Annotated in this window: 22 protein-coding genes; 6 read left to right on the top strand and 16 right to left on the bottom strand. The window is 40.7% G+C overall.

Going from position 1 to position 26535, the window contains the following annotated elements; genetic code table 11:
- Positions 1-14 precede the first annotated feature (14 nt).
- Positions 15-2429 (top strand): thiamine pyrophosphate-dependent enzyme, encoded by a 2415-nt coding sequence (locus ABDW32_RS22425; RefSeq protein ID WP_343566053.1) that lies wholly within the window; start codon positions 15-17, stop codon positions 2427-2429.
- Between the two features lie 188 nt (positions 2430-2617).
- On the opposite strand, the gene ABDW32_RS22420 is transcribed toward ABDW32_RS22425, so the two are convergent.
- The 5 genes from ABDW32_RS22420 to ABDW32_RS22400 form a co-directional block, all read right to left on the bottom strand.
- Positions 2618-3472, bottom strand: a complete 855-nt coding sequence (locus tag ABDW32_RS22420; RefSeq protein WP_343566052.1) for an ROK family protein — start codon at positions 3470-3472, stop codon at positions 2618-2620.
- Positions 3459-4565, bottom strand: a complete 1107-nt coding sequence (aroC, locus tag ABDW32_RS22415; protein WP_343566051.1) for a chorismate synthase — start codon at positions 4563-4565, stop codon at positions 3459-3461. The genes ABDW32_RS22420 and aroC overlap by 14 nt, the downstream gene beginning before the upstream one ends.
- A gap of 215 nt (positions 4566-4780) precedes the next feature.
- Entirely contained in the window at positions 4781-6031 is a 1251-nt protein-coding gene (aroA, locus tag ABDW32_RS22410) for a 3-phosphoshikimate 1-carboxyvinyltransferase (protein ID WP_343566050.1), read from the bottom strand.
- Entirely contained in the window at positions 6031-7143 is a 1113-nt protein-coding gene (locus ABDW32_RS22405; protein WP_121126455.1) for a chorismate mutase, read from the bottom strand. Before ABDW32_RS22405 ends, aroA begins: the two co-directional genes overlap by 1 nt.
- A 118-nt stretch (positions 7144-7261) precedes the next feature.
- Positions 7262-8086 (bottom strand): prephenate dehydratase, encoded by an 825-nt coding sequence (locus ABDW32_RS22400; RefSeq protein WP_077437425.1) that lies wholly within the window; start codon positions 8084-8086, stop codon positions 7262-7264.
- A 520-nt stretch (positions 8087-8606) separates the two neighbouring features.
- Between ABDW32_RS22400 and ABDW32_RS22395 the strand changes: the two genes are divergently transcribed.
- Genes ABDW32_RS22395 through ABDW32_RS22380 form a run of 4 tightly spaced genes read left to right on the top strand, consistent with a single transcriptional unit; the run spans position 8607 to position 11458 of the window.
- Positions 8607-9083, top strand: a complete 477-nt coding sequence (locus tag ABDW32_RS22395) for a thermonuclease family protein (RefSeq protein ID WP_343566049.1) — start codon at positions 8607-8609, stop codon at positions 9081-9083.
- 37 nt (positions 9084-9120) lie between these two features.
- A complete protein-coding gene (locus tag ABDW32_RS22390; RefSeq protein ID WP_343566048.1) occupies positions 9121-9993 on the top strand; it encodes an EamA/RhaT family transporter in 873 nt (290 codons plus the stop codon).
- The gene (locus tag ABDW32_RS22385; RefSeq protein WP_343566047.1) at positions 9990-10607 is read left to right on the top strand and encodes a YigZ family protein; all 618 of its coding nucleotides are present in this window, start codon (positions 9990-9992) and stop codon (positions 10605-10607) included. The genes ABDW32_RS22390 and ABDW32_RS22385 overlap by 4 nt, the downstream gene beginning before the upstream one ends.
- Positions 10604-11458 (top strand): nucleoside phosphorylase, encoded by an 855-nt coding sequence (locus tag ABDW32_RS22380; protein WP_343566046.1) that lies wholly within the window; start codon positions 10604-10606, stop codon positions 11456-11458. Before ABDW32_RS22385 ends, ABDW32_RS22380 begins: the two co-directional genes overlap by 4 nt.
- 26 nt (positions 11459-11484) lie before the next feature.
- On the opposite strand, the gene rodA is transcribed toward ABDW32_RS22380, so the two are convergent.
- The 11 genes from rodA to ABDW32_RS22325 all read right to left on the bottom strand — a co-directional run bounded on the left by rodA (position 11485) and on the right by ABDW32_RS22325 (position 24767).
- Complete coding sequence (rodA, locus tag ABDW32_RS22375) at positions 11485-12750, bottom strand: rod shape-determining protein RodA (protein WP_343566045.1); 1266 nt, start codon at positions 12748-12750, stop codon at positions 11485-11487.
- The gene (mrdA, locus tag ABDW32_RS22370) at positions 12743-14725 is read right to left on the bottom strand and encodes a penicillin-binding protein 2 (protein WP_343566044.1); all 1983 of its coding nucleotides are present in this window, start codon (positions 14723-14725) and stop codon (positions 12743-12745) included. Before mrdA ends, rodA begins: the two co-directional genes overlap by 8 nt.
- A gap of 27 nt (positions 14726-14752) precedes the next feature.
- Positions 14753-15271: a rod shape-determining protein MreD gene (locus ABDW32_RS22365; RefSeq protein ID WP_077437419.1), complete on the bottom strand. Its 519-nt coding sequence runs from the start codon at positions 15269-15271 to the stop codon at positions 14753-14755.
- Positions 15264-16106, bottom strand: coding sequence for a rod shape-determining protein MreC (gene mreC, locus ABDW32_RS22360; RefSeq protein ID WP_343566043.1), 843 nt, complete (start codon positions 16104-16106; stop codon positions 15264-15266). Before mreC ends, ABDW32_RS22365 begins: the two co-directional genes overlap by 8 nt.
- Positions 16107-16198: 92 nt before the next feature.
- The gene (locus tag ABDW32_RS22355) at positions 16199-17221 is read right to left on the bottom strand and encodes a rod shape-determining protein (protein WP_077437417.1); all 1023 of its coding nucleotides are present in this window, start codon (positions 17219-17221) and stop codon (positions 16199-16201) included.
- 373 nt (positions 17222-17594) lie between these two features.
- Positions 17595-18902: an NAD(P)/FAD-dependent oxidoreductase gene (locus ABDW32_RS22350; protein WP_343566042.1), complete on the bottom strand. Its 1308-nt coding sequence runs from the start codon at positions 18900-18902 to the stop codon at positions 17595-17597.
- A gap of 252 nt (positions 18903-19154) precedes the next feature.
- A complete protein-coding gene (locus ABDW32_RS22345) occupies positions 19155-19487 on the bottom strand; it encodes a 2Fe-2S iron-sulfur cluster-binding protein (RefSeq protein ID WP_343566041.1) in 333 nt (110 codons plus the stop codon).
- Between the two features lie 2 nt (positions 19488-19489).
- Positions 19490-20494, bottom strand: coding sequence for an NAD(P)/FAD-dependent oxidoreductase (locus ABDW32_RS22340; RefSeq protein WP_343566040.1), 1005 nt, complete (start codon positions 20492-20494; stop codon positions 19490-19492).
- Between the two features lie 5 nt (positions 20495-20499).
- Positions 20500-20934 carry a MarR family transcriptional regulator gene (locus ABDW32_RS22335; RefSeq protein WP_077437413.1) on the bottom strand — a complete coding sequence of 145 codons (435 nt, stop codon included), beginning with the start codon at positions 20932-20934 and terminating at the stop codon, positions 20500-20502.
- Between the two features lie 114 nt (positions 20935-21048).
- Complete coding sequence (gene secDF / locus ABDW32_RS22330; RefSeq protein ID WP_343566039.1) at positions 21049-24036, bottom strand: protein translocase subunit SecDF; 2988 nt, start codon at positions 24034-24036, stop codon at positions 21049-21051.
- Between the two features lie 257 nt (positions 24037-24293).
- Positions 24294-24767 (bottom strand): hypothetical protein, encoded by a 474-nt coding sequence (locus ABDW32_RS22325; protein WP_343566038.1) that lies wholly within the window; start codon positions 24765-24767, stop codon positions 24294-24296.
- A gap of 224 nt (positions 24768-24991) precedes the next feature.
- Between ABDW32_RS22325 and guaB the strand changes: the two genes are divergently transcribed.
- A complete protein-coding gene (gene guaB, locus ABDW32_RS22320; protein WP_343566037.1) occupies positions 24992-26467 on the top strand; it encodes an IMP dehydrogenase in 1476 nt (491 codons plus the stop codon).
- The last annotated feature ends 68 nt before the right edge of the window (positions 26468-26535 follow it).

Raw genomic sequence — 26535 nt, 5'->3', positions numbered from 1 at the left:
AAACAAAAAAGAATATGTTTGATACTGCATTTGACCAAAACAATGAATCTATTTCCACTTTGAGCTTTGACGAGTTCAAAAAGATTATTGTGAATGATTATCGAACTGCCTTGGAAAGTCGTTACGTAAGTTTATTGGGACGTAAGGAAGTGCTTACTGGTAAGGCGAAGTTTGGTATTTTTGGCGATGGAAAAGAGTTGGCACAAATTGCGATGGCTAAAGTCTTCAGGAATGGCGATTGGCGGTCGGGATATTACCGTGACCAGACATTTATATTTGCTTCGGGGATCAGTGATGTCTACCGTTTTTTCTCTCAATTGTACGCACATCCAGATGTTGAAGCGGATCCTTCTTCTGCCGGTAGGCAAATGAACTGTCATTTTTCTACACGTGTATTGGATGATCGGGGGAATTGGCTTGATCAAACGGTTCAGAAGAACTCCTTTTCAGATATTTCTACTACAGGTGGACAGATGGCCAGGGTGTTGGGACTCGGATTAGCATCTAAATTATATAAACAAAATAGGAATCTGGATTATCTGTCCTATTTCTCAAATAGGGGCAATGAAGTTACCTTCTGTACCATAGGGAATGCTGCAACCTCAGAAGGCGTATTTTTTGAGGTCATCAATGCGGCCGGAGTACATCAGATTCCTGCGGTTATTTCTATTTGGGATGACGGTTACGGGATTTCAGTGTCGAATGAAATACAGACTACAAAAGGCGATATTTCTGAAATCCTGAAAGGTTTTCAAAAAGAGGAACTTACAAACGGAATAGAAATTTTTAAAGTCAGGGGCTGGGATTACGCGGGCCTGTGCGAAACATACGAGCAAGCTGCTAACATTGCAAGAGAAAAGCATGTTCCATGTCTAATCCATGTGACCGAATTGACACAGCCACAAGGGCACTCATCTTCAGGGTCTCATGAGCGTTATAAATCTCAGGAGCGCCTGCAATGGGAAACCGAGTTTGACTGTATCGCTAAAATGAAGGAATGGTTACTGAGTTCGGGCATTGCTACAAACGAAGAGTTAGATCAGTTGGACCGTGAAGCGAAAGATTTTGTCCGTCAGGAACAAAAACGGGCTTGGACCGATTATATCAAAACCCTGACGCTTGAAGCAAAAGAAGCTATAGATTTATTGCTACGTATTCCAAATGAAAAAGCGGATTTTGCAGCTAAAAAACTGCAGTCAATGGTTGAACCTTCATTGAAGGAGGTGTATGGACAGGTACGGAAAGTATTGCATGAACTAAAAGGAAAACCGACCGCAGGCCGTCAGGAATTGTTGGATTGGTATAAAGTTAAACAGGAGATTAACGAAAAACGGTATAATTCAAAATTATTTACCGATGGTGTGGATTCACCGTTCAACGTGCCAACGGTAGCCGCAAATTACAGCGAAGATGCTAAAATTGTAGATGGAAGGGAAGTGTTGAACCTCTGTTTTGAAGAAAATTTCCGACGTGATGAGCGTTTATTGGCTTTCGGAGAAGATGTAGGGAGGATAGGAGACGTTAACCAAGGATTTGCGGGCCTACAGGACAAACTCGGCGCGCATCGTGTATTTGATACCGGAATCCGGGAGAATTCCATCATAGGCAAAGGGATTGGATTGGCAATTCGTGGGTTAAAACCAATTGCTGAAATTCAATATTTAGATTATTTGATTTATGGAATCACCGTTGCCAGTGATGATTTAGCCAGTTTAAGTTACCGCACTTTCGGAGGACAAAAAGCACCGGTTATTATCCGTACCCGCGGCCATCGTCTGGAGGGGGTATGGCATTCGGGATCCCCGATGTCTGTGATATTGGGCTCATTAAGAGGACTGCATGTCTGCGTACCGCGCAATATGACGCAAGCTGCCGGAATGTATAATACACTTTTCCGTTCAGATGAACCTGCTATTGTCGTCGAATGTCTCAATGGTTATCGCCTCAAAGAACGTTTGCCGGATAATGTCGGTGAATTTACAGTGCCAATTGGCTATGCCGAGTGTATAAAGGAAGGACAGGATATCACGGTAGTTTCCTATGGTTCGACGCTACGTGTTGTTGAAGAAGCTGCAGTGGAACTGGAACGATTGGGGATATTTATTGAAATTATTGATGCCCAGACCTTACTACCGTTTGATAAAGGTCAGCTGTGTGCCGAGTCCTTGAAAAAAACAAATAAGTTACTGGTTGTAGATGAAGATGTGCCCGGAGGAGCTGCCGCGTTTATACTACAGGAAATACTTGAAAATCAAAATGGTTATTATTTGCTTGATAGTCAGCCTCGGACCTTAACAGCAAAAGCACACCGCCCGCCCTATGGCTCGGATGGTGATTATTTCTCGAAACCATCTTCAGATGATGTCGTGGAAACTGTGTATGCGATCATGCATGAGGCTAATCCGGAAAAATATCCATCGATGTTTTAACAAATAGCTATTTTTTAGATCATAAAAAAAATTGCTATTCAAAGCACCTCTCAATAGGGAGTGTTTTGAATAGCATTTTTTGTGAAAACACTTTAGCAAGCCAGAACTTATCTTGGCTTGATTTTTTGCTCAGCTATTCATGATAATCTCACTTTTCGGAGAACTTTTTCAGTTTTGCCATCCGGGTGCTAACTGAATAAACTTGCGGCTCCGATCATGGCTGCCTTTTCCCCCAATATCGCTGTGTGGATGGTGAATCTCTTGAATTCTTCCCGGTCGGCAATAAAGATAGGAAGTGCTTTCGCGATATTACCGCCAATAATAAAGAGATTAGTCTGATATTTTTCTTCAAAGAAATGCATAAAATCAAAGAGATGCGTTGCGTATTCATCCTTGATTGTTGCAAATGCAGCTGTTTCTCTATGATTATCCAAAATTTCTTTTAAACCAGTGACATCTTTCCCGGTGATCTCTTTGAATCGTTTGACAAACCATCTTGTCACAAGGTATTCCTCAAAAATACTTTCGTGGTAAGGAGTATTCCATAAATCTGCATCGAAGGCTTTCTCCCCTTTATTCCAGACCGCAGATCCTAAACCTGTTCCCAAGGTAATACCAAGTATTCTCGGATTGTCCTGAAGCTGCTGTACAAATATTTCGCCCTGCAGGAAAGCTGCAGCATCGTTGATAAAGTGAATAGCGGTCGGAGGTAAGCCCAGCTCTGCGGATAAAAGGCTTTTGATGTCTTTATCATACAGGTTGTCGTACTTACTTTGTCCTAACATTTTAGAGATGCCGTTTTCATAGTCAAAAGGCCCTGGCATTGCAATGCCAATGAACTGAATAGCAGTCGGTGAGCTAGCTATACTATCCCGTACTGTGGAGGCCCAGGTCTGTAAAATCGTTTTAGCATCTCCTTGAGAAAAAACGTGGTTTCTGACCACGTTCTCTAAATGTATATTCCATTGTTTGGTGTCAATGATACAGGCGGAAATATGAGTGCCTCCAATGTCAACACCTACGACATAATTATCTTGCAGCATGTTTGTAACTTTGATGTTTAAGTAGATGATCCGCAATCACAAGTGCCGCCATGGCTTCTACAATAATTACCGCTCTTGAAACAACACAAGGGTCATGTCTTCCCTTACCACTTGCGATGGCGGGATTGCCATGGATATCTACTGTTTCCTGATCTCTCATGATGGTGGCAACAGGCTTAAATGCTACTTTAAAAGTAATGTCCATTCCGTTTGATATACCGCCTTGTATTCCCCCAGAGAAATTGGTATGTGTATGCACTTGATTTAAATCATGGTCATCTGCTACAAATATATCATTATGTTCGGAACCTCGCAACTCTGAGCCTGCAAAACCTGATCCATATTCAAATCCGTGTACGGCATTGATGCTCATCATTGCTTTGGCAAGGTCAGCATGGAGTTTGTCAAATACGGGTTCTCCAAGTCCGACGGGTACATGTCTTATCACTGCCGAAATGCGTCCACCTACTGTATCACCTGCTTTTCTCACAGCGTCTATAAATTCGACCATCTCATTGGCTGTAGCCGGATCAGCGCAGCGCGCGATATTGGATTCGCGTAGTTCAAGCAAGGCTTTAAGATCTTTGGTGTCCAGATTCGGAGCTTCGATCGTGCCTACACCGGATACATGGGCGAAGATTTCAATGCCAAATTGTTGTAGAAAGCTCTTCGCAACAGCGCCTGCAGCAACACGAGCAGCTGTCTCGCGGGCCGAGGAACGGCCACCGCCGCGGTAGTCGCGGATGCCATATTTCATTTGGTAGGTGAAGTCCGCATGAGAAGGTCTGAAGATATCTTTAATGTGGGTATAGTCCTTAGAACGTTGATCTTCATTTGGTATAACAATGGCAATCGGCGTTCCAGTAGATTTACCTTCGAATACGCCTGATAATATCTGGGCCGTATCACTTTCTTTTCGTTGCGTGGTAATCCTGGACTGTCCCGGTTTACGTTTATCTAGTTCAGACTGTATAAACTCTTCGTCTATCGTTATATTTGAGGGGCAACCATCAATAATTACACCGATCGCTTTACCGTGCGATTCGCCAAAAGTGCTGATTCTGAATAAATCGCCAAATGAGTTTCCTGCCATAAAAATTAAATTTCAATAAACTTAGATAAATTTGCCTTTAAATGCAATGAAAACACTATCCTAAAACCTCACTTTGTCAATTTTGATTATTTTAAATCATTTCTACGTCCGTCGGTGGATAGCCTTCCTTTTGTTGTTATTAAGCAATTAAAAGCGTGTATATAGGTTATAAAAACCGGGAACTTATAATTATACGCTCCCGGTTTCTCTTAATATTAGTCAATGCTAAAAGATTGGGTCTGCAGATGTTTCCAGAAATCCGGATACGACTTTTCTACAACCATTGGTTCCGCAATCTTGATGTGGTCAAAAACCAATGCGAGGGGTGCAAATGCCATTGCCATACGGTGATCCTCATAGGTGTTAAAGGTCACGTCTTCCGGCCGGAATACCCCTGCTGTTTTAAGATGATAGGTTTCGTTATCTTCGATCAGTTCAGCGCCAAATTTAGCTATTTCAGTCTGTAGAGCTGCAATTCGATCCGTTTCTTTGATCTTTAATGTTTCAAGACCTGTAAAGGAAACCTCACGACCTAAAGCTGCAGCGACAACGACGACAGTCTGTGCGAGATCGGGGCATTCTTTGAAGTCAAATAACGTTTTTTTCGAATCTATTGCTGTTTTATGAAGATGTAGGCCATCGGCTTCAAAACTGGATTGCACGCCAAAATGGGTCATGATATCGACAATTGCAATATCTCCTTGCAGACTGTCTTTTTTAAGCCCAGGCAAGACGATAGATGCTCCGTCTTCTGCCAGCGCTACAATAGCGTACCAGTAAGAAGCTGCACTCCAATCTGGCTCCACATAAATCGTGCTTTTCGAAAAGGGCTGTGGGGCAATATGTATTTCATTTGCTGTCCACTCATACTGTATGCCGACACTTTTTAGCATATCGAGGGTCATGGATACATAGGGCCTGGAGGTCAGTTCGCCCTCGATTTCCAATGTAAGTCCCTTTTTCAATGCGGGAGCAATTAATAGTAGGGCAGAGATGTATTGGCTACTGATATTTCCTTTTATGCGGACACGGTCCTTTCCCTGAAATAATCCGCCTTCTATTTTTAGGGGTGGATAGCCGACTTTCTTCTCGTAATGAATGTCTGCGCCGATTTCCTTCATGGCATCAACCAATATGCCAATTGGGCGTTGTTGCATGCGTTCGGTCCCTGTCAGAATAAAGTTTCCTTGAACCAAGTTTAGATAGGCTGTTAAAAAACGCATTGCAGTACCTGCAGGACCGATATCAATTGTGTTGTAGCCGGGCTGTGGATCTGATGCGATCTGTAAGACGCGGTTTAGTGTAACAGTATCAGCGGCTTCAGAAAGATTAGCAATATCAACCTGCCCCTTACTCAACGAGCGGATAATAAGAGCACGGTTGCTCTCGGATTTTGATCCTGTCAGTTGAACCGTGCCTTTTATTTTTTTCGATGGATGCGTCAGCTTGATGACTTGTTGATTCATTATGCTTCTGCTGTTGGTTGTTCCTGTGAATTCATAACCGCATTTTGTTTACGGATAGATTCATTATGAATTAATTCTAGGAATTTTGTTGCAAATTCACTGCCCAAAGAAAGTGCTTCAGCAAGTTTAGTACGTTTTTGAACAATCTCATCCCAACGGTTTACCTGTAAGATGGTTACATTGTTGTCGCGTTTGTATTCGCCGATTTTCTCAGCAATTTTCATACGCTCGCCGATTTTTTGGATAATTAAATCGTCCAATTTATCAATATTGCTACGCAATTCGGCTAATTTGTCCTCAAATGAAGGATTGTTAGAATCAGCTTTACGTAATGTCAAATGATTGATCAACTCTGCTAGGGCTGCTGGTGTAACCTGCTGTTTGGCATCTGTCCATGCAACAGAAGGATCAATATGTGATTCAATGATCAGACCTTGCATATCCATATCCATAGCTTTTTGTGCGATGTAAGGTAACAACTCGCGGTTACCACAGATGTGACTAGGATCGTTAATGATCGGCAAATTAGGGCAAGCTGTTTTTAACTGGATAGCTAAATCCCACATCGGCTCATTGCGGAATGCTGTTTTCTCGTAGGAAGAGAATCCGCGGTGGATAGCACCTAATTTTTTGATGCCAGCGCGGTTAATACGCTCCAAAGCACCGATCCATAACGATAAATCAGGGTTAACAGGGTTTTTTACGAAAACTGGTACATCTACGCCTTGTAGCGCATCCGCAATTTCTTGTACGGTGAATGGATTTGCAGTGGAACGTGCACCTACCCAAAGTACATCAACACCAGCTGCCAAAGCTTCTTCAACGTGTTTTGCTGTTGCAACCTCCGTCGCTGTTAATAAACCTGTCTCTTCTTTCGCTCTCTTCAACCACTCCAAACCAATGGAACCGATACCTTCAAATTCACCTGGGCGAGTACGTGGTTTCCAGATTCCTGCACGTAAGATATTTACTTTTCCAGTATTCGCCAATAGATGTGCTGTAGATACCAACTGTTCTTCTGTCTCCGCACTACAAGGGCCTGCGATAATTAAAGGTTTGTCTCCAGTATCCAACCATGATTTCAAAGGAGTGATTTCTAATGTATTTTTCATCGGAATAAATTTTTAAAAGGTATTTGAGTCTGTTAAGCTGCTATGCTTGTTCTGTAAGTTATTATAGCTCCAACAGATTCAGGGTAAGTTGATTGTTTTATAATTATTAAATTGTTGATTATAATTTTTCGTTTTTGATGTATTCGCCCATAATATTGAAATTGATACTATGTTTGAGTACTTTTCGGATCGCAGCTTCATAGTCTGATTGTTTTTTCCATTCAACATCAACGAAAAAGTCATATTCGTTGCGTTTTCCGATAACAGGCATAGACTGAATCTTGCTCAAGTTGATATTTTGCTCAGCAAAACACTGTAAAATTGTCGCTAAGGACCCCACTGTGTTTCCCGTTTGGAACGATAAGGATGCTTTATTGGCATTCTTATGTTCAACCACCTCATTCGAAAGAACCAAAAAACGTGTTGCATTCTTTTTATTGGTTTCGATTCTTTTTTCTAAAATCTCAAGTCCATAAATCTCTGCAGCCAAAGTACCTGCAATTGCAGCTGTGTCAGTCAATTTCCGTTCAGCAATCATCTTTGCTGTGGCCGCTGTGTCTGACCCTTCGGTAATACGTACACCTTCCAGTTCCGAAAGAAATTCCTCGCATTGGCGGATGGCGATTGGATGCGATTCGATGTGTTTGATGTCTTTCAATTTAACACCTGGTAATACCATTAGATTTTGTTGAATGTTGAGATAGACTTCACCTGTGATATGGAATTTGTAATCCCGAAGCAGATTATAGTTTGGTAGGAGACTACCTGCAATCGAATTTTCGATCGCCATAACAATGTAATCTACTTTTCTTTGTTTTAGCAATTCACAGGTTTTTTTGAATGAATCACATTCAACAATTTCGACCTCACGCCCAAAATATTTAAATGCTGCTTCCTCGTGAAATGAAGCTTTTGCTCCTTGTATCGCAATTTTTAAACTCATTTTCTTGTTGCTATTTTGCCCTTAAACAAGAAAGAGTCCCGATCATCTAAACCGGGACTCTTTCTTGTTATATTCTAATGTATACACAATCTAATCCCGGCTCTTATTTTTAAAATAAAAGAAGTTAAAATAGAAATATGTATATGATCTGTTCATCCTTATGTTGTTTGACATTTCAAATGTACGAATGTTTTTGAAATATCAAAGAAAAAATAATTTTTTTTATCAAAAAAGCCTCATTTATTACTGCTTTTTTTACTGTTTTTTTTATCAAAAAAAAGCTTTATTTTTTGATAGGATTATATTTTCTTTTGTTTTTATAAAATACTATATATAAGTTATTTATCGTTTTTTAACTATTTTATTTCGGTGTTTTTTAGTGTAAAAATCATTAAAAAAAACATGATTTTTTAATGATTTTTTTTCTTAAAAATAATGTGTTTTTTTATTGAAATATCACTGGTTTTATCAGTTGTTTGCTGAAAAAGTATTTTATTACCTTTGCCCAAATATGAATTTTATGCTAAAGCGATTTAATTTTTTAGTGAGCACCGCTATCGTCTGTTTCTTATTTTTAGGGTTTTCTTATAAAGGTGAGGAGCGGTATGTGAAAGTACGACGTGTAATCGATGGGGATACCTTTGTGATTGAAAATGGTCATAAAAAGGGTGAACGGGTACGTATGATTGGGATTGATGCTCCCGAAACAAGGAGAACAGCACGGAAGGAGATAGGTTACTATGGAACGGAAGCTAAGGCATATCTACAAACTATGTTGACCGGAAAAAATGTAAAGCTGGTCTTTGATGTCGGTAAAAAGGATCGTTATGGAAGACTTCTCGCTTATGTGTATCTTAGGGAGAAATTTGTTAACGCAGAGCTGATCGAGCAGGGGTACGCTGTGACCTACACCTTAGCACCGAATGTTCAGTATGCTGATTTTTTTGTGAAATTGGAACAACGGGCTCGTCAGGCTAAGCGCGGACTTTGGAAATAATTAAGCATGGGGCTTTGGAAAATTTAGTAACAGAACAATGATTTTTGTCCTTATAAGTGTTATCTGCAGTGTCACTGTAGCAGTATTATTAAAATTGGCCAAACAGCGTGGCGTTGAAACAAAACAGATGATTGTCTGGAACTATCCAATGGCAGTTGCGCTGACCTACTTTATATTAAAGCCGGAAATAGCGGATGTTAGCTGGACGACGTTGCCGTTTCCGCTGTATATCGCATTGGCTATACTGTTACCGGGGATGTTTATATTTATTGCACTATCTATACGTTACAGCGGTCTGGTAAAAACTGAAGTGGCTCAACGACTGTCTTTATTTATTCCCTTGATGGCATCGTTTTTTTTGTTCAACGAGAAGGTGCAGGGCAACAAAATATGGGGGATAGGAGTAGGTATATTAGCTATTATATGTTCCATTGGTTGGCGAAAATCGCTTCCCGTAGCAAATATGACTGATACAGGATATAAAAATAGCCTCTACCCCTTGCTTGTATTTTTTGGTATGGGGATTATAGATATCCTTTTTAAGCAGGTGGCGTTGCATGTGGTCATACCTTATGTCAGTTCGATATTTATTATATTTGTCATGGCTATGCTGATCGCATTTGGATTGCTTAGCTACATGCTCTTTATTGAAAAGCAGAGCTTTTCACTTAAAGCGGTTTTTTATGGTCTGATTTTAGGTGCTTTCAATTTTTCCAATATACTATTTTATATGAAAGCTCATCGGGCCTTGCCGGAGAACCCTTCCATCGTATTTACCGGAATGAATATTGGCGTGATCTCACTGGGGGCTTTGGTTGGAGTATTATTTTTTAAAGAAAAGCTGTCGTGGTTGAATTACCTGGGGATAGTTCTTTCTATTGTTTCAGTTTTAATTATCGCATATCTGTGAGCTTATTTGAAGATACATATCGAACGATCGATGCTAACTATGAGGGAATTTTTAGAGATAAGGGAAGTAAATTTATTGCCTATGCATTTCCTTTTAAATCTGAGGATAAATTAAAAGATATTCTACAGGAGGTGAAATCCCTACATCCAAAAGCGCGGCACCATTGCTGGGCTTATCGGTTGACTCCGGATCGTAATGTATTTCGTATAAATGATGATGGTGAGCCGTCAGGCACCGCAGGCCGTCCGATCTTGAATGCCATGCTCTCGGCAGATATTACAAATTTAATTGTCATTGTCGTCCGTTATTTCGGCGGTACTTTATTGGGAGTGCCAGGATTGATCAATGCCTATAAATCTGCCACACAGGAGGCATTGGATCAGGCTCAGATCATCCAACGTACGGTGAATGACAGCTATGGCTTGACCTTCGATTATCTGCATATGAATGATGTTATGCGTGTCATTAAAGAAGAAGGATTGGAAATCGAAAAGCAGGAATTTGACAACAGATGCTATCTGGAATTTGAAGTGCGCAAAATGCAGGTGAACCGTGTCGTAGAACGCTTTTCAAAAATTGAAGGTTGCCAGTTGAATTATTTAAGAACGATATGATAAACAATTCAGAACTCATCCTAAATTCAGATGGAAGTATTTATCATTTGAATTTATTGCCAGAAGATATAGCGCATACGATCATTACGGTGGGAGATCCGGATCGTGTTGCCAAGGTGTCAAAATATTTTGACCGTATCGAACTAAAAAAAGGAAAACGTGAGTTTCTTACGCATACAGGATATGTTGGCTCCAAACGGCTGAGCGTGATTTCTACAGGTATAGGCACGGATAATATCGATATCGTATTGAATGAGTTGGATGCATTGGTGAATATCGATTTTCAGCATAAAACAGTGAAAAGCGAACTTACATCTTTGGATATTGTGCGTATCGGAACTTCTGGTGCAATACAGACAGATGTTGAAATGGGAAGTATACTGGCTTCGGAATATGGGGTCGGGTTTGATGCATTGATGCAATTCTACCAAAAACCTTATGATGAAATTGAACAGGATATCCAGCAGGCGCTAATTCAGTATTTTCCACAATTGAATTTGAAACCTTATGTAGCACAAGCGGGCAAGCGCTTACTAGACCGTATTGCATTTGATCTGCCTAAAGGAATTACCTTGACAGCACCAGGGTTCTACGCGCCACAGGGACGTTGCTTGCGATCATCCAATACAATTTGCGATTTAATTCCTTTGGCAAATGCATTTCAGCATAATGGTTTCCGTTTGACCAATCTGGAAATGGAAACTGCGGGTATATATGCCTTGGCCAGCATGTTTGGTCATCAGGCCTTATCCATCAATGCCATTTTAGCGAGTAGGATAGCCGGAGAATTTTCACCGAATCCTGAAGCAGTCGTGGAAAAAGCTATTCAACTGGTACTGGAAAGAATTTAGAAAATCTCCCCGGTACCAAATCTGCATTAAACAACTCCTTTTCGATTGGAGTCAAATTTGAGCATGATAAAGAGTAGTATCGTGAAACTCCAGAGTGAAGACCCGCCATAGCTGACAAAAGGTAATGGAATCCCGATTACGGGAACAATGCCTATAGTCATCCCGATATTGATAAACAAGTGAAAAAATAAAATGGAGGCTACCCCGTAAGCATAGATTCTGGCAAAAGCCGAACGCTGTCGCTCTGCGATATGAATGATGCGCAGGAGTAGTGTGAGATAAATGGTGAGCAAAATTACGGAACCTACAAAGCCCCATTCTTCTCCCACCGTACAGAAGATAAAGTCGGTACTTTGTTCAGGAACAAAGTTATATTTCGTCTGGGTTCCCTGCAGATAACCTTTTCCCCAAAATTGTCCCGACCCGATGGCAATCTTGGACTGATTTAAATTATATCCCTTATCTTTAAGATCTTCCGTCTTGCCCAGAATGATATCAATCCGGTCACGTTGATGCGGTTGTAGCACGTGATCATAAACCAGATCCACACATAATATAAATGCGCTACAAGCAGCAAACAAAATACTCAGATTAATAATATATTTTCTCTTTTTTCGGAAGCTCCACATAAAAAATCCAATGATAGCCGCTAAAACTAAAATAAGAATCCATGGATTGAATAACAGCGCTAAGACGAAAAGTAAGATACAAAGACCACCGAATATCAATAACTCATTGTTTACATAACCTTCGCGGTAAAAGACAAAAATTAGCGAAAAGAAAGCCAATGCAGAGCCTGTGTCAGGCTGCAGCATAACCAAAAATACAGGGAACAGCACAATTCCGGCCCCCATGGCCAGTGTTTGCATGGTGGGCGCTTTATTACTCTGGGCACTTAGAAAATTGGCCAGCAAGAGACAGGTCGAGAGCTTGGCAAACTCCGAGGGCTGCAATCGAAAAAATCCCAGGTCGATCCAGGCCTGATTTCCGCCGACATTCCGCCCGACAACCAATACAATAACAAGGAGTATGGCCGTTATTCCGTAAAATATGGGTGAGGCCGAACTGAAAAATTTTGCATCGATAATCAGGATGGATATACCGAGGATAATTGCTGAGATCAGGTAGAGAGACTGTTTCCCGTAGTTAGTGCCTAAGGTAAAAAAACCGGGCATCTCCGGATTGAAAACAGCCGCACGGATATTAAATAGACCGATCAGACAGAGTGAGAGCCAGAGCACGATTGTTAACCAATCTATCTTTCCAAAGAAACTATTTTTTTGATTATTCATATCTTCTTTTTACCTCACTGTGGTGAACAATTGTTTCTTTTGGTTTGACCAATGCTGTCAATTGTCGTTTTGATTTAACAGTATCTGTTTTTGACTTGATCGAATCGGTTTTCTTTACCTCTTTACTTTTGGGATCTATTACTTTCTTCGGTGCCGGCAGAAAGTTTGCTTTATAGATGCGATCCTGGATGTATTTTGGGGTTGTAATTGTATCCCGAAGGTATTTTTCAACCATCATACTGGCGATAGGGCCCGCCCATGTACCACCATACCCTGCATTCTCCACAAATACAGCAATCGCAATTTTTGGATTTTCTCTTGGCGCAAAAGCAAAAAATACAGCGTGATTTTCTCCGTGGGGGTTTTGCGCTGTACCTGTCTTTCCACACATTTCAATACCGGGGATACGATTTGCCCAAGCAGTTCCTTCGGGAGTATTCACGGCATCGCTCATTCCCTGAATGACTACAGGGTAATATTTTTCATCTACTCCAGCGCTTATCTTTTCCGTAAATTCCTTTTTCGCGATTTTTTGAGCGCCAATACCCTTAATGAGATGTGGTCTATAGTAAAAACCTTTATTGGCTACAATAGCCATGATATTCGCCATTTGCAATGGCGTGATCCCCATCTCGCCCTGACCGATGGATAAGGAGATGTTGAAACTTGAACGCCATTTATCATTCCCATATCGTTTTGTATAAAACTCGGATGTAGGCAATAATCCCGGTTTTTCCCCAGGCAGGTCTATTCCCAATTTGTGCCCGATGCCAAACTGTGTGATTGCGTTACGCCATAGGTCGTAGGCTTTTGGTCCCGAAAGACCACGTCCGTCAATCATTTTGGCATAGGTAAATCCATAATAAGTATTACAGGATACAGCTACCGAGCGCTGTAAAGTGGTCGAGCCGTGGTAGTGGGTACATCCCATCCAGCCACGTCCGCCACCATAACTATAACCATGTGGACAGAAAAATACCGTATTTCGGTCAATGACGCCAGCTTGTTGTGCTGTAAGAGCCGAAACAACCTTAAAGACAGAACCCGGGGGGTATGAGGCTTGAATAGGACGGTTGAAAAGAGGTTTGGTCTCATCGTTCAGCAACTTCATGTAATTATTGCCAACTTGGCGACCCACCATAAGATTGGGGTTGTAGCTTGGGCTGCTTACATAGGCTAAAATTTCTCCCGTTGCCGGTTCAATGGCAACAATAGAGCCAAGCTTATTTTTCATCAGATTTTCCCCTAAAATTTGAAGATCCTTATCTAAGGAGGAGACCAGTCCCTCACCAGCAACGGCTAGGGTGTCATATTTGCCTTCCATAAATATACCCTTTGGGCGATTTAGTGCATCCACCATTAAATTATTTACACCCCTTTTACCGCGGATGAGATCTTCATAAGAACGCTCAACGCCACTTCTTCCGATATAATCTCCGCTGCGGTAAAAGCCATTGGATCGTTCGATATCTTTGTCGTTTACCTCACTGACATAACCTAAGAATTGAGCAGCGATACTATCGGGATAGCTCCTGATTGTCCGCTTTTGTACATAAAATCCACGAAACTGATATTGATATTCCTGATATTGCGCCCAGGTCCGCACGGATAGCTGTTTTTCAAAAATCGATGCCCGATAAGGAGAGTGAGCCCGGGCTTTGGCCATGCGTTTAATAAAACCCTCTTTGTCAATGTCAATTAATTTACAAAACAGAGCCGTGTCAATTTCTTTGACTTCGCGCGGTGTAACCATCAGGTCATAAACTGGTTCATTTTGTACGAGTACTTTACCTTTTCGGTCCAGTATCACCCCTCTGGCAGGATAAACGATGACCTTACGCATCACATTACTGTTAGCCGAATGTATATAAGAGTCGTCTATGATCTGTAGATAAAATAAGCGAGCGACCAAAGTCAAAACTATGGCAACAAAAATTCCGGAAACGACGTACTTGCGAGCAAAAAAACTATTCATAGAAATAAATTTCTATCCACCGATCTACTACAACCGATCTTTCTTTTTGTAGAATAATATGCTAAACAACAGCATAATAATTACCGTAAATATACAACTTAAAACAATACTGAGCAGTGTGTATTGAATATGTTGGAAGGAGAAAGATTCCAGTAGATATAGGAATGTATGATGAATCAATGTGCCAAAAAAGATATAGGAAAAAAACCATCTCACATTCATCAATCCTAGCATTGGTGTAAGAAAAGAATCCCGTTCCTCAACCTCGAGAGTGATTTTCATAAAGAAAATACGGAAGGCGGCTAATGCGACACATGCAGCGGTATTGACCCCAAGTGTATCATAGAAGGAGTCAACGGTCAGTCCTGTTAGAAAAGCGATCAGGTAAACCAAAAAATTGGGTGTTCCGGTCGGGAGCAAAAAGATAAATAAAATATAGGGGAACGCTGCAACTAGGTTGTAATAGCCAATATTTTGGAACAAAAATACCTGCATTCCAATCAAGACGATAAATCGAATAAAGTTAAATATTAAAATCCTAGCCATTGTCCTTTGTCGATTCCTCCAATGTTTTTAGTTCATTACTTAACAAATCCTTTACGACGTATACATGTTGTAGATTAGAGAAATTGGTACTTAAAAGAATGCGCAGATCGAGGAACGCGTCACCCGAAGAGATACCAGTTTGAATCACCGTTCCCACAAAAATACCTTTTGGAAAATGTCCCGAATATCCTGAGGTATAGACTTTGTCGCCTTTGTTTACTTTGACATGATTCGGAATTTCCTTAACTGTCGCAGCCCGATAATCGATATTATTGCCCCAGACCAAGGAGCCAAAAACCTCACTGTGGCCCAAGGTTACCGATATACGCGTGTCAGGATGTAATAAGGATTGCACAGTGGAAAAATTAGGCGATACATTTAATACAATACCCACAACTCCATTTGGGGCGATGACCCCCATTCCTTTTTCAATGCCGTCTTTACTGCCTTTATCCAATGTGATTGTATTCGCTTTTTGATGGATGCTGTTGTTGATTACACTTGCGATAACAAATTGGTAACGCCCAAACTCGCTACTATCCATGGCGGGGACCGGCCCGATTTTGATGCTATCCGTTGATTTGTACGCTTGAAGATCCCTCCGTAATTGGGCATTTTCTTTAGCAAGTGCGTCATTTGTTTCCCCCAGATGTAAATAACTTTTCCAGGAGTTGACTTTTGCATAGAGACTTCCGATTACGCTGTTGGAAGAATTTAGGACCGAGTTGCGTTGAAATGAGTTGTTGGTAATGATCAAAAATAACGAGAATCCAAAAAATAGGATAAACCAAAAGAATGCATTATATCGTCTCAGGAATAACCAAAGGTTTCTCATCTTTTATTGTGGGTATTTAATAAGCAAGCGATATAATAATTTTGCATATTATATCGCTCTTTAAAAAAATCTTGTTAATTATCGAACGCTAATTATTGCATCAAGAATTTGAATCGACCAATATTTTTAAGCGCAATACCAGTACCTCGCACCACAGCACGAAGAGGATCTTCGGCAATGTGCACTGGAAGTTTTGTTTTTGCCTGAATACGACGGTCCAAACCACGCAACAAAGCGCCACCACCAGTCAGATAGATACCGGTTTGATAGATATCAGCTGAAAGCTCGGGCGGCGTAATTTCAAGCGCTTTTAAGATTGCTTCTTCGATTTTGGAAATAGATTTATCCAGACAATGGGCAATTTCGGTGTAAGAAACGGTTATCTGTTTAGGAATACCTGTCATCAGGTCACGACCCTGTACCGCAAAATCTGCCGGTGGTTCCTGTAATTCGGGAAGTGCAGCACCTACCTCAATCTTGATCTTCTCCGCTGTACGTTCACCGATCATGATATTATGTTGTCTACGGATGTATTGAACAATATCAGAGTCAAAATTGTCACCCGCTACACGGATGGACTGATCACATACGATACCGGATAAGGCGATAACGGCAATTTCTGTCGTACCACCGCCAATATCAATAATCATGTTACCCATTGGTTCTTCCACATCAATACCGATACCTACGGCAGCAGCCATGGGTTCGTGTATTAAATAAACTTCCTTGGCGCCCGCAATTTCAGCCGAATCACGTACGGCTCTTTTCTCTACCTCGGTGATGCCTGATGGAATACACACAACCATGCGCAAGGATGGGAAAAACCAACTCTTACCATTGTTGACCAATTTTACCATCCCTCTGATCAAATGTTCAGCGGCTGTAAAATCAGCAATTACTCCATCACGTAAAGGTCGTACCGTTTTTATATTATCATGTGTTTTACCCTCCATTTGCATGGCCTGTCGACCAATGGCAATCACTTTATTTGTGGTGCGGTCAAATGCAACAATAGAAGGCTCATCCACTACTACTTTGTCATTATGAATTATCAGGGTGTTCGCAGTACCCAAGTCAATCGCAACTTCTTGCGTAAACCAATTAAATAAGCCCATTTGCTAATCCTTAAGCTATTTTAAAATAATATGCAAACCTACACAAAAAAAATTAATCTTTTTGAGGTTGTACATCAAAAAAAACTATATTCTGCAAGTAAATTCTGTCTGGAAAAAACTGTCTTTAAATTTAACGAATATAATCTGCAATTGTTACGTTCAGCAGCAACTTATTTTTTTTATTGGATACAACAGCAAAGTAGAATTAAAAAAATGCTTTTGGGATCTTTGCTATCCATATGGGCTGAAAGGAGCGAGATAGTAGTTTTTTGCTAGCAAAAAAAGAATGCCGTTATAGACTAAAATAACGGCATTCTTTTCTAGATTGAGGAAACAGGCTTCCTTGTTTCGCTCCAATTATTTGTTATCAATGCTATTGAGCAGTTGTTGTTTGTTCTTCGGGCTTAGGCTCATCATATTTATGGAAAATTAAGCGGACACCGCTGTTTTTGGTGAAAAACTTCAGCGACCAGTTCACAAATGTGATCAACTTATTTCTAAACCCATAAATAGACATCAGGTGAACAAACATCCAGGTCATCCATCCGAAGAAACCACTAAAGTGAATTTTGCCCATGTCAACGACGGCTTTATTGCGCCCTACCGTAGCCATTGAGCCCTTGTCAAAATAGCTGAATTTTTCCGTAGGCTGGTTAGACATCGTTTTAAGGATGTGTTTTGCGACATAAGCTCCCTGTTGTTGTGCTACCGGAGCAACTCCGGGTAAACCACGAGGTAAGTCATCTGTAATAAATGCGGATACGTCGCCAATCGCGTACACACCCGGCATGTCAATGACACGACACTGATCATCCGTTTGTATGCGGTTACCGCGCTGGATAACTTCTTTTTTGAACCCGTCCGGATATTGACCTGCAACACCTGCGCCCCAGATCACCGTTTTGGTTTCTATGCTTCTGCCGTCAGCGAAGGTGATCGATTTACCATCGTATCCGGTTACCTGTACATTCAATAGTACTTCAACACCCAAATCTTTTAAATACTTCTCGGAATTTTTGGATGCTTTCTCCGATAGATTGGCCAGAACCTTTGGTAGACCTTCTACCAGGTAAACAGACATTTCTGATTTCTTTAATTCAGGATAGTCTTTTTCCAGCACGTTATTCTTAATTTCTGCAATAGCACCAGAAAGCTCTACTCCCGTAGGACCACCACCAACGATCACAAAGTTCAGGTTTGGCTTACGATCTTCAGGATTTGGTATCATTACCGCTTCTTCGAGGTTTTGAAGAACATAACTTCGTATATTGAGTGCCTCCTGGATGTTTTTCATTGGCAAGGCATATTTTGTGATCTGCTGATTGCCGAAGAAGTTTGTCGTGGCACCGGTGGCAACAACCAAATAATCGTAGTCAAAATCTCCAATATCAGTTTTAACTATTTTAGCCTCATTGTCGATGCTTTTTACATCGGCAAGTCGAAAATGGAAGTTATCCTGATTTTTGAACATTTTACGGACAGGGAAGGAAATGGAGTCCGCCGAAAGCGTACCGGTAGCAACTTGGTACATGAGTGGTTGAAAGGTGTGAAAGTTGTTTCTATCTAATAATAGAACTTCAACTTCCTTATTTTTAAGCTTTTTAGCAACTTCAATTCCTCCAAATCCAGCACCAATAATGATTACTCTTGGGAATTTTCTATTTGAACTATTGCTTGGCATATTTTTAATAGTTTGTTGTAAAAATTCGTACAATCGAATTAAGCTGCAAATATCTTAAATTTTGAACCAAAAAGCTAAAAAATATTTATTTATTATGGCAATACATTGTGAAATTTATCGTTATAAGGCCAATTCTTTTGATAAAATATTTTGTAGTGTTTTGGTTTTAAGTCTTTTATGTCGTAAAAAGGCTTTTAAAAAAAACTTGTATGAATAGCAGAGTCATTGTGTATATTATACACAATGACTCTGCTATTGCAACGAACCTTTGAGCTTGATTTTCATGCCATTGTTATTCGAGTGGAGGCGGAGTTGACAAGCGAGCCGGCTTTGTCCATCGGCATCTGGTAATGTATCCAGCATATCCAACTCCTGATCACTGGCTTCGGAAAGGTTTTCCAGGCCTTCAAGAACTTCAATATGGCAAGTAGCACATAACGCCATGCCGCCGCAGGTCGCCAGTATATCGTATTCCGATGCCTTCAGAATTTCCATTAACGATAGATTGATATCCGTCGGAATCTCGATTGTGTTTTCCGAGCCGTCGCGATCGACGACAGTTAATTGTATCAGATTGTCTTCCATGGCTAAAAGGTATTTACACCGTTGACGGTTGTATATTTAAATGTTAGCTTTTGATCCGGGTAAACAAATTTGAAAGCACTTTGGCACATCAGTGCGGCTTCATGGTAGCCGCAGAGAATCAGCTTTAGTTTGCCAGGATAGGTATTAATATCGCCAATGGCATAGACACGTTCGACATTGGTCGAATAATCAAAAGTATTGACTTCAATTGCATTTTTATCAATATTTAATCCCCAGTCCGCGATAGGACCCAGTTTTGGTGTCAGACCATATAGCGGAATGAAATAGTCCGCATCAATCGTAATTGTTTCCTTTTCTTTATTTACCGTCTCGACGGCTGTAAGGAGACCATTTCCGTGTATATTGCTTAGGTTATGGGATAACAGTAAATTGATTTTGCCTTGTTGAGCCAGTTTGAAGACTTTTTCCGCTGAATCGGGAGCTCCGCGAAAAGAATCACTGCGATGAATAAGTGTAACCTGTTGCGCTATATCAGCCAGATGGAATGTCCAATCCAGAGCTGAGTCACCACCTCCGGCAATAACAACTCGCTTGTCCGCATATTTAGCCGGATCTTTTACCATATAATCCACGCCCTTCCCCTCATAGAGATGCAGATTTTGGATCTCTGGCTTACGCGGTTCAAAACAACCGAGCCCACCGGCGATCACAATAACCTGCGCATGCACTTTGGTATCATCACTTGTGGCGATAATAAAGGAACCATCATCCTGTTTTTCGATCTGTTCTACACGTTCACCCAGTGTAAATGTGGGTGCAAAAGGTTTTATTTGCTCGAGTTGATTATCGATAAGCTCCTGCGCTGTAATGCTCGGATAGCCGGGTATATCATAAATCGGTTTGTGTGGATATATTTCAGATAACTGTCCGCCCACCTGAGGTAACACATCGATCAGATGGCATCTCATTTTTAGGAGGCCTGCCTCGAAAACAGCAAACAATCCTACTGGTCCAGCACCGATGATACAAATGTCTGTATTTATCATAGTGATTATACATTTAAATTGTTGTAAATCGTATTTAATATTCTTGTAAAATCCTCAAAATCTTTTTCCGTTAATTTCTCCCAGGCTTTCATGCGGATCTCCGCGACGAGGGGGGATAGGGAAGCGACCTTAAGCTTACCTTCTTCCGTCAAATGGAGGTAAAGGCTTCGTCTATCTGTCTCATCAATAACACGTTCAGCCAAACCTTTCTTCAATAAGATATCCACAATACGGGTTAGGGTGGGTTGGTCTTTGCCACAGCGCTTGGCTAATTCTTTCTGAGACAGTTGTTCGGTCTCATACAGCGCCTTTAAGACAGCCCATTGATCCACTGTAATGTCAAATCCCTTTTCAGAAAAAGATGATTGAGCAAATTGTTTTACCTTCCTGGCTGTTTGATCCAGGATGAAAGAATAACGGTCAAATTTTTCGTTTAGCATACAAATATTTAGTATGACAAATATATAGAAATATTTAGTATGACAAGTAATTTGAAAGCAATAAAAAAAGGCGTTCAAATTTTTGAACGCCTTTTTACAATATGTTAAGATCGATTAAGGTCTTACTACTTCAGCTTTTTTTGCTGTATTACCTTCAGCTAAGTGTTTACCCTTACGTAAGTCGTATACGGAAGGCGCTGCTAAGATAATGGAAGAATAGGTACCTACAATCACACCGATTAAGATTGCGAAAGAGAATCCGCGGATCACCTCACCACCAAAGATAAACAAGACCGCAAGAACGAAAATAATCGTCAATGAAGTAATGATCGTTCTACTCAATGTCGAGTTGATTGCGTGATTGACAACTTCGCCAAGATTTTCATTATGTGCATTCGGTTTTGATACGAACTCTCTCAAGCGGTCAAATACAACCACCGTATCATTTACTGAGTATGCAATTACCGTTAGGATTGCCGCTACAAAGTGTTGGTCAATATCCAAGGAGAATGGTACAATACCGTCTAGTATAGAGAATAAACCCAATAGAATAATCGCATCGTGGATGGTTGCAATAGCTGCACCCACAGAGTATTCCCATTTGCGGAAACGGATTAAGATATAAGCCGCTACAATGATAATGGAGAAGATTGCTGAACTAGTCGCTCTTGACTTGATGTCTGATGCGATACTAGGTCCTACTTTCTGTGAGGATAGGATCTCATGTTTGTTGGAGGCATCTACCTTCGCTAGTCCCTGGTTTAATTTATCCAATACTTCTTTATCGGCCGCATCGGAAGTTTCTTCAATATGATAGGTTGTGGTAACACGAAGTTGGTTTGATGCTCCAAATACTTTTACTTCCGTTGTTTTTTGGAAAATATCATCCAGACTGGTACGAACAGCTTCCGGATCAACCGTTTTATCGAAACGAACAGTATAGGTACGTCCACCTTGGAAATCCACACCTAAACTGAAGCCTTTTGTGAAAATTGAGGCTGCGGAAATTAAGACCGCAACAACAGAGATTGCATAGAATACTTTACGTTTTTGAACGAATTTGAAGTTTGCATTATGCAAGGTATTTGCAGACCAAGGGAAAGATACTTTGATTTTAATATCTTTTTCCAGCATCCATTCGATAATAACGCGTGTTACAAGTATAGCTGTAAATAATGAGGTAATGATACCTACCATCAATGTAGTTGCGAAACCTAAGATCGGACCGCTACCAAAGAAGAATAAGATAATACCAATTAGGAAGGTTGTAATCTGAGAATCTAAGATCGATGGTAAAGCATGTTTATAACCATCTGCAACTGCCTGGCGAATTGATTTTCCTAGGCCAAGTTCCTCACGGATACGTTCGTATATCAGTACGTTGGCGTCGACGGCTGTACCCATTGTCAATACGATACCGGCAATACCAGGTAAGGTCAGTACGGCATTGAGCGAGGCTAATACCCCCATGATAATAAATACGTTCAACAATACAGCAATGTTAGCCACAATACCTGCAGTATTGTAGTATGCAATCATAAAGATCATGACCACGATAATACCGATTACCGCTGAGTTGATACCTGCATCAATTGCTGCTTGTCCCAAAGTAGGGCCTACAATCGCTTCTTCAACGATTTTAGCTGTAGTTGGAAGACGACCAGCTTTTAAAACGTTTGCTAAATCTTTTGTATCCTCTACCGTAAATGAACCGGAGATAGATGAACTACCGTTTGGAATTTCACCGTTAACAGAAGGAGCAGAATAAACCACATTATCCAATACGATGGCAATTGCATCTCTATTTTGAGCAGCTTTTGCTGTGATTTTTTTCCACTCACGTGCACCTTCACTGTTCATTTGCATACCAACAACAGGCTGGTTTTTTTCATCAAAGTTGGAGTTAGCATCTGTAATGACATCACCGGTCAATACGGCGCCATTATCCGGACCTACTGCTTTGATGGCATATAGGGAAAGTTGTTCTGGGGTTTTTTGCTCAGGTTTTACAGCCCATAAAAGCTTCAAGTTGCCCGGAAGAATTGATTTTACTTCTGGACGTTGCAAGTAAGCGTTTACTTTGGACGTATCTTTTAATGCAGCAATACCAACCATAGCGCCTGGCATAAGCGCCATTTGTTGGTTTTCGCCCATATAAACTGCTGGACGTAATACTTCAAACAATGGATTTTTCTGTCCTAGATTAAGTGCCGCACTGTCTTTTTTAGCTTTATTGTCTTTTTGACCACCGGTTAGGTTAGAAAGTAAATCGTCTGATTTTTTCGTTGTGTCAGTAGTAGCACTGTTGTTCGCAGCCGGAGTAGCTTTCAACGTAGTTGCTAATGTTCTGTCGATATTTTCTAATAGGGGGTAAACTTCCTGATTAGTGTACGTTTCATAGAACTCCAATTTAGCTGAACCTTGAAGGAGGTTACGGACACGGCTTTCGTCTTTTACACCAGGTAACTCAATTAAGATACGGTTTGTACCTTGCTGAATCTGGATGTTTGGCGAAGCAACACCAAATTTGTCAATACGTGTACGAAGTACTTTGTACGAATTTTGAATGGCATTGTCGGCTTCTTTTTGAAGGAATGATTCAACTTTTGAATCAGAATCACCCGGTTTAATCAAAGAAGCATTGTCTTTTGTCGAAAAGAACGTCGAAAGCGGAGTAGATGCGCCAATGGATTTGTATTCTTCCATAAACAAAGCGACTACCGTTTTTTGACTGGTTTTGCTTTTTGCTACCGCCTGTTCCAACGCTTTGTTGAATTTCTCATCTTTTGGATTGTTGGCCAGATTACGGATCAGCTCATCCAATGAGATCTCCATGGTTACGTTCATACCACCTTTCAAATCCAGTCCTAAAGCCAGTTCATTTGCTTTTGCTTCCCGATAGGTGTATTTCGCAAAACCTAAATTGTACACTACTTCACCTGCCATTGAATCTAGATAGCGTTTCTCTTTTGCCAAATCTCCCTTGGCAAAATTCTCAGCATCTCGCTCCACCTTGCGGGTCACCCAAGTAAATGATAGGGAGTATAGACACGCTAATGACACCACTATCACTAAAAGTTTAATCAGCCCTTTACCTTGCATCGTCTGTTATTAATTGTATTAATTTTAATGTTAAATACTGTTTATGTAATTGATAATTAGTTCTTCTTTAATCACACTTTACCAAGAATGGCAAAGGTATAAAATTTTTGTAGAATGAAAAGCTTTATTTATGCCATTTAGGTCAAAGGCATAAAATTAGAAGAATTGCTGAAAAAAAGAAATATTTAACGTATTTATTTTATATAAAAAAGGCCCTGCTCAAATTTGAACAGGGCCTTTTTTATGATTTTTTAATACTATCTCAATGTATATTTAATACCGAAAGAGAAGGTAGAAGCATCAAAATCACTGTTGTGATTTAATCTCCAGTCTGGTTTCCAGTCTGCGTGAAAACCGATAGGAGCAGCTGGGATTTTAAATTCCAAACCTAATTGCGGACGTAAGCTAACCGCAGTGTAGTTGTCTGCAACATCAACGAATGTCAATTGAGCACCCACACCAGCGTACCAACCTAAGCCGTTTACACCGCGGAATGGTCTTGCGTATTGGTAATCCGCACCTACAGCAACAACATGGTCATCAAACATTACTTGCGCTTGACCGTTATTTGTCCCGCCGAAAGATTGTTTGTATTGAATACCCCAAAGATCACCAACTGAACCATCGAAAACAACACCGATAGCGGCACGTTGTGGAGATTGAGCTTTCGCTTCTTGTGCACCAAATGCTAATGCTGCAACAGCAGCTAATGAGAGTAAGGTCTTTTTCATAATTATCTTTACTTTATATTTTCAATTAATTAAAATTACTTTTCGGTGTAAGCAAAAGCAAATAGCTTGCCAAAAAAAAGAAGTGACATTGGGAAATAAGGTTTTGTTTCAATTTATATCCATTCTCATTTGTCTAACGATTGTAATTTGTTTATTTTATTTTTTTATATTGCATATTTTTCTTAAATTTGCCTGGCAAATAGAAAACCCAATACATATTTGCCATGCAATTAGATCCACAAAAATTCGTAGCAGAAGGTCTCACTTACGATGACGTTTTATTAATTCCAGCTTATTCTGAAATTTTACCCCGTGACGTCGATACGAGTACCTCGCTGACTAAAAAAATCAAATTAAATATTCCATTGGTTTCTGCGGCAATGGATACGGTTACTGGTGCTGATTTAGCAATCGCGATCGCACAAGCGGGCGGTATTGGTATGTTACATAAGAACATGACTATTGCAGAGCAAGCTGCTGAAGTGCGCAAGGTAAAGCGTTCTGAAAGTGGTATGATCCAAGATCCAGTCACATTATTAGCTACTGCAACTGTTGGTGATGCCTTTAATATTATGAAAGAACATAAAATTGGGGGAATTCCAGTGGTTAATGAAATAGGCCAATTAGTGGGGATCGTCACCAACCGTGATCTTCGTTTTCAAAAAGATATGCGTCGTCCGATCAATGAGCTGATGACGAAAGATAATCTTGTCGTTGCCCCCGAAGGAACGGATTTGGTGAAAGCAGAGGAAATTCTTCAGAATGAAAAAATCGAGAAACTTCCGGTGGTCAATAAGGAAGGGATCCTAAAAGGTCTGATCACCTTTAAGGATATCCAAAAATATAAACATTATCCAAATGCGGCGAAAGATAGCCATGGTCGTCTATTGGTAGGTGCTGCAGTAGGTGTTACGCCAGATACATTGGACCGGGTTGAAGCATTGGTGAAAGCAGGTGTGGACGTCGTAACCATTGATACTGCGCACGGGCACTCTAAAGGTGTAATTGACAAATTGAAACTGGTGAAATCCAAGTTCCCGGAACTACAGGTGATCGTCGGAAATATTGCAACAGGAGCGGCTGCAACAGCATTAGCTGAAGCTGGCGCGGATGCTGTAAAAGTAGGTATCGGGCCGGGTTCTATCTGTACAACCCGTATTATTGCAGGTGTTGGTGTTCCTCAGCTTTACGCAGTTTACGAAGTCGCTAAAGCGCTAAAAGGTACTGGAGTACCGTTGATCGCTGATGGGGGTATCAAACAAACCGGTGATATCGCAAAGGCGATTGCTGCTGGGGCGAGCACCATTATGGCCGGATCGCTATTTGCCGGAGTAGAGGAAGCTCCCGGAGAAACCATTATCTACGAAGGACGTAAATTTAAATCCTACCGTGGTATGGGATCTATCGAAGCAATGGAAAAAGGTTCTAAGGATCGTTACTTTCAGGATGTGGAAGATGACATCAAAAAACTGGTTCCAGAAGGTATCGTTGGCCGTGTTCCTTATAAAGGTACATTGGCTGAGGTCGTATATCAGTATATCGGTGGATTGCGCGCTTCAATGGGCTATTGCGGTGCCGCAACAATCGAAAAATTACAGGAAGCACAATTTGTCCGTATTACAGGTGCCGGTTTGAGAGAATCGCATCCACATAATATCTCAATTACAAAAGAAGCTCCTAACTATAATAGCAGAGGCTAAACTGGGCTTTAATTTATAAAAAACCTGATAATTTGCATTATCAGGTTTTTTTGTGTAAAAATATTAGC

The organism is Sphingobacterium sp. (assembly GCF_039596235.1).
Classification (GTDB): Bacteria; Bacteroidota; Bacteroidia; order Sphingobacteriales; family Sphingobacteriaceae; genus Sphingobacterium.
This window is presented reverse-complemented; position numbering and strand designations above follow the sequence as displayed.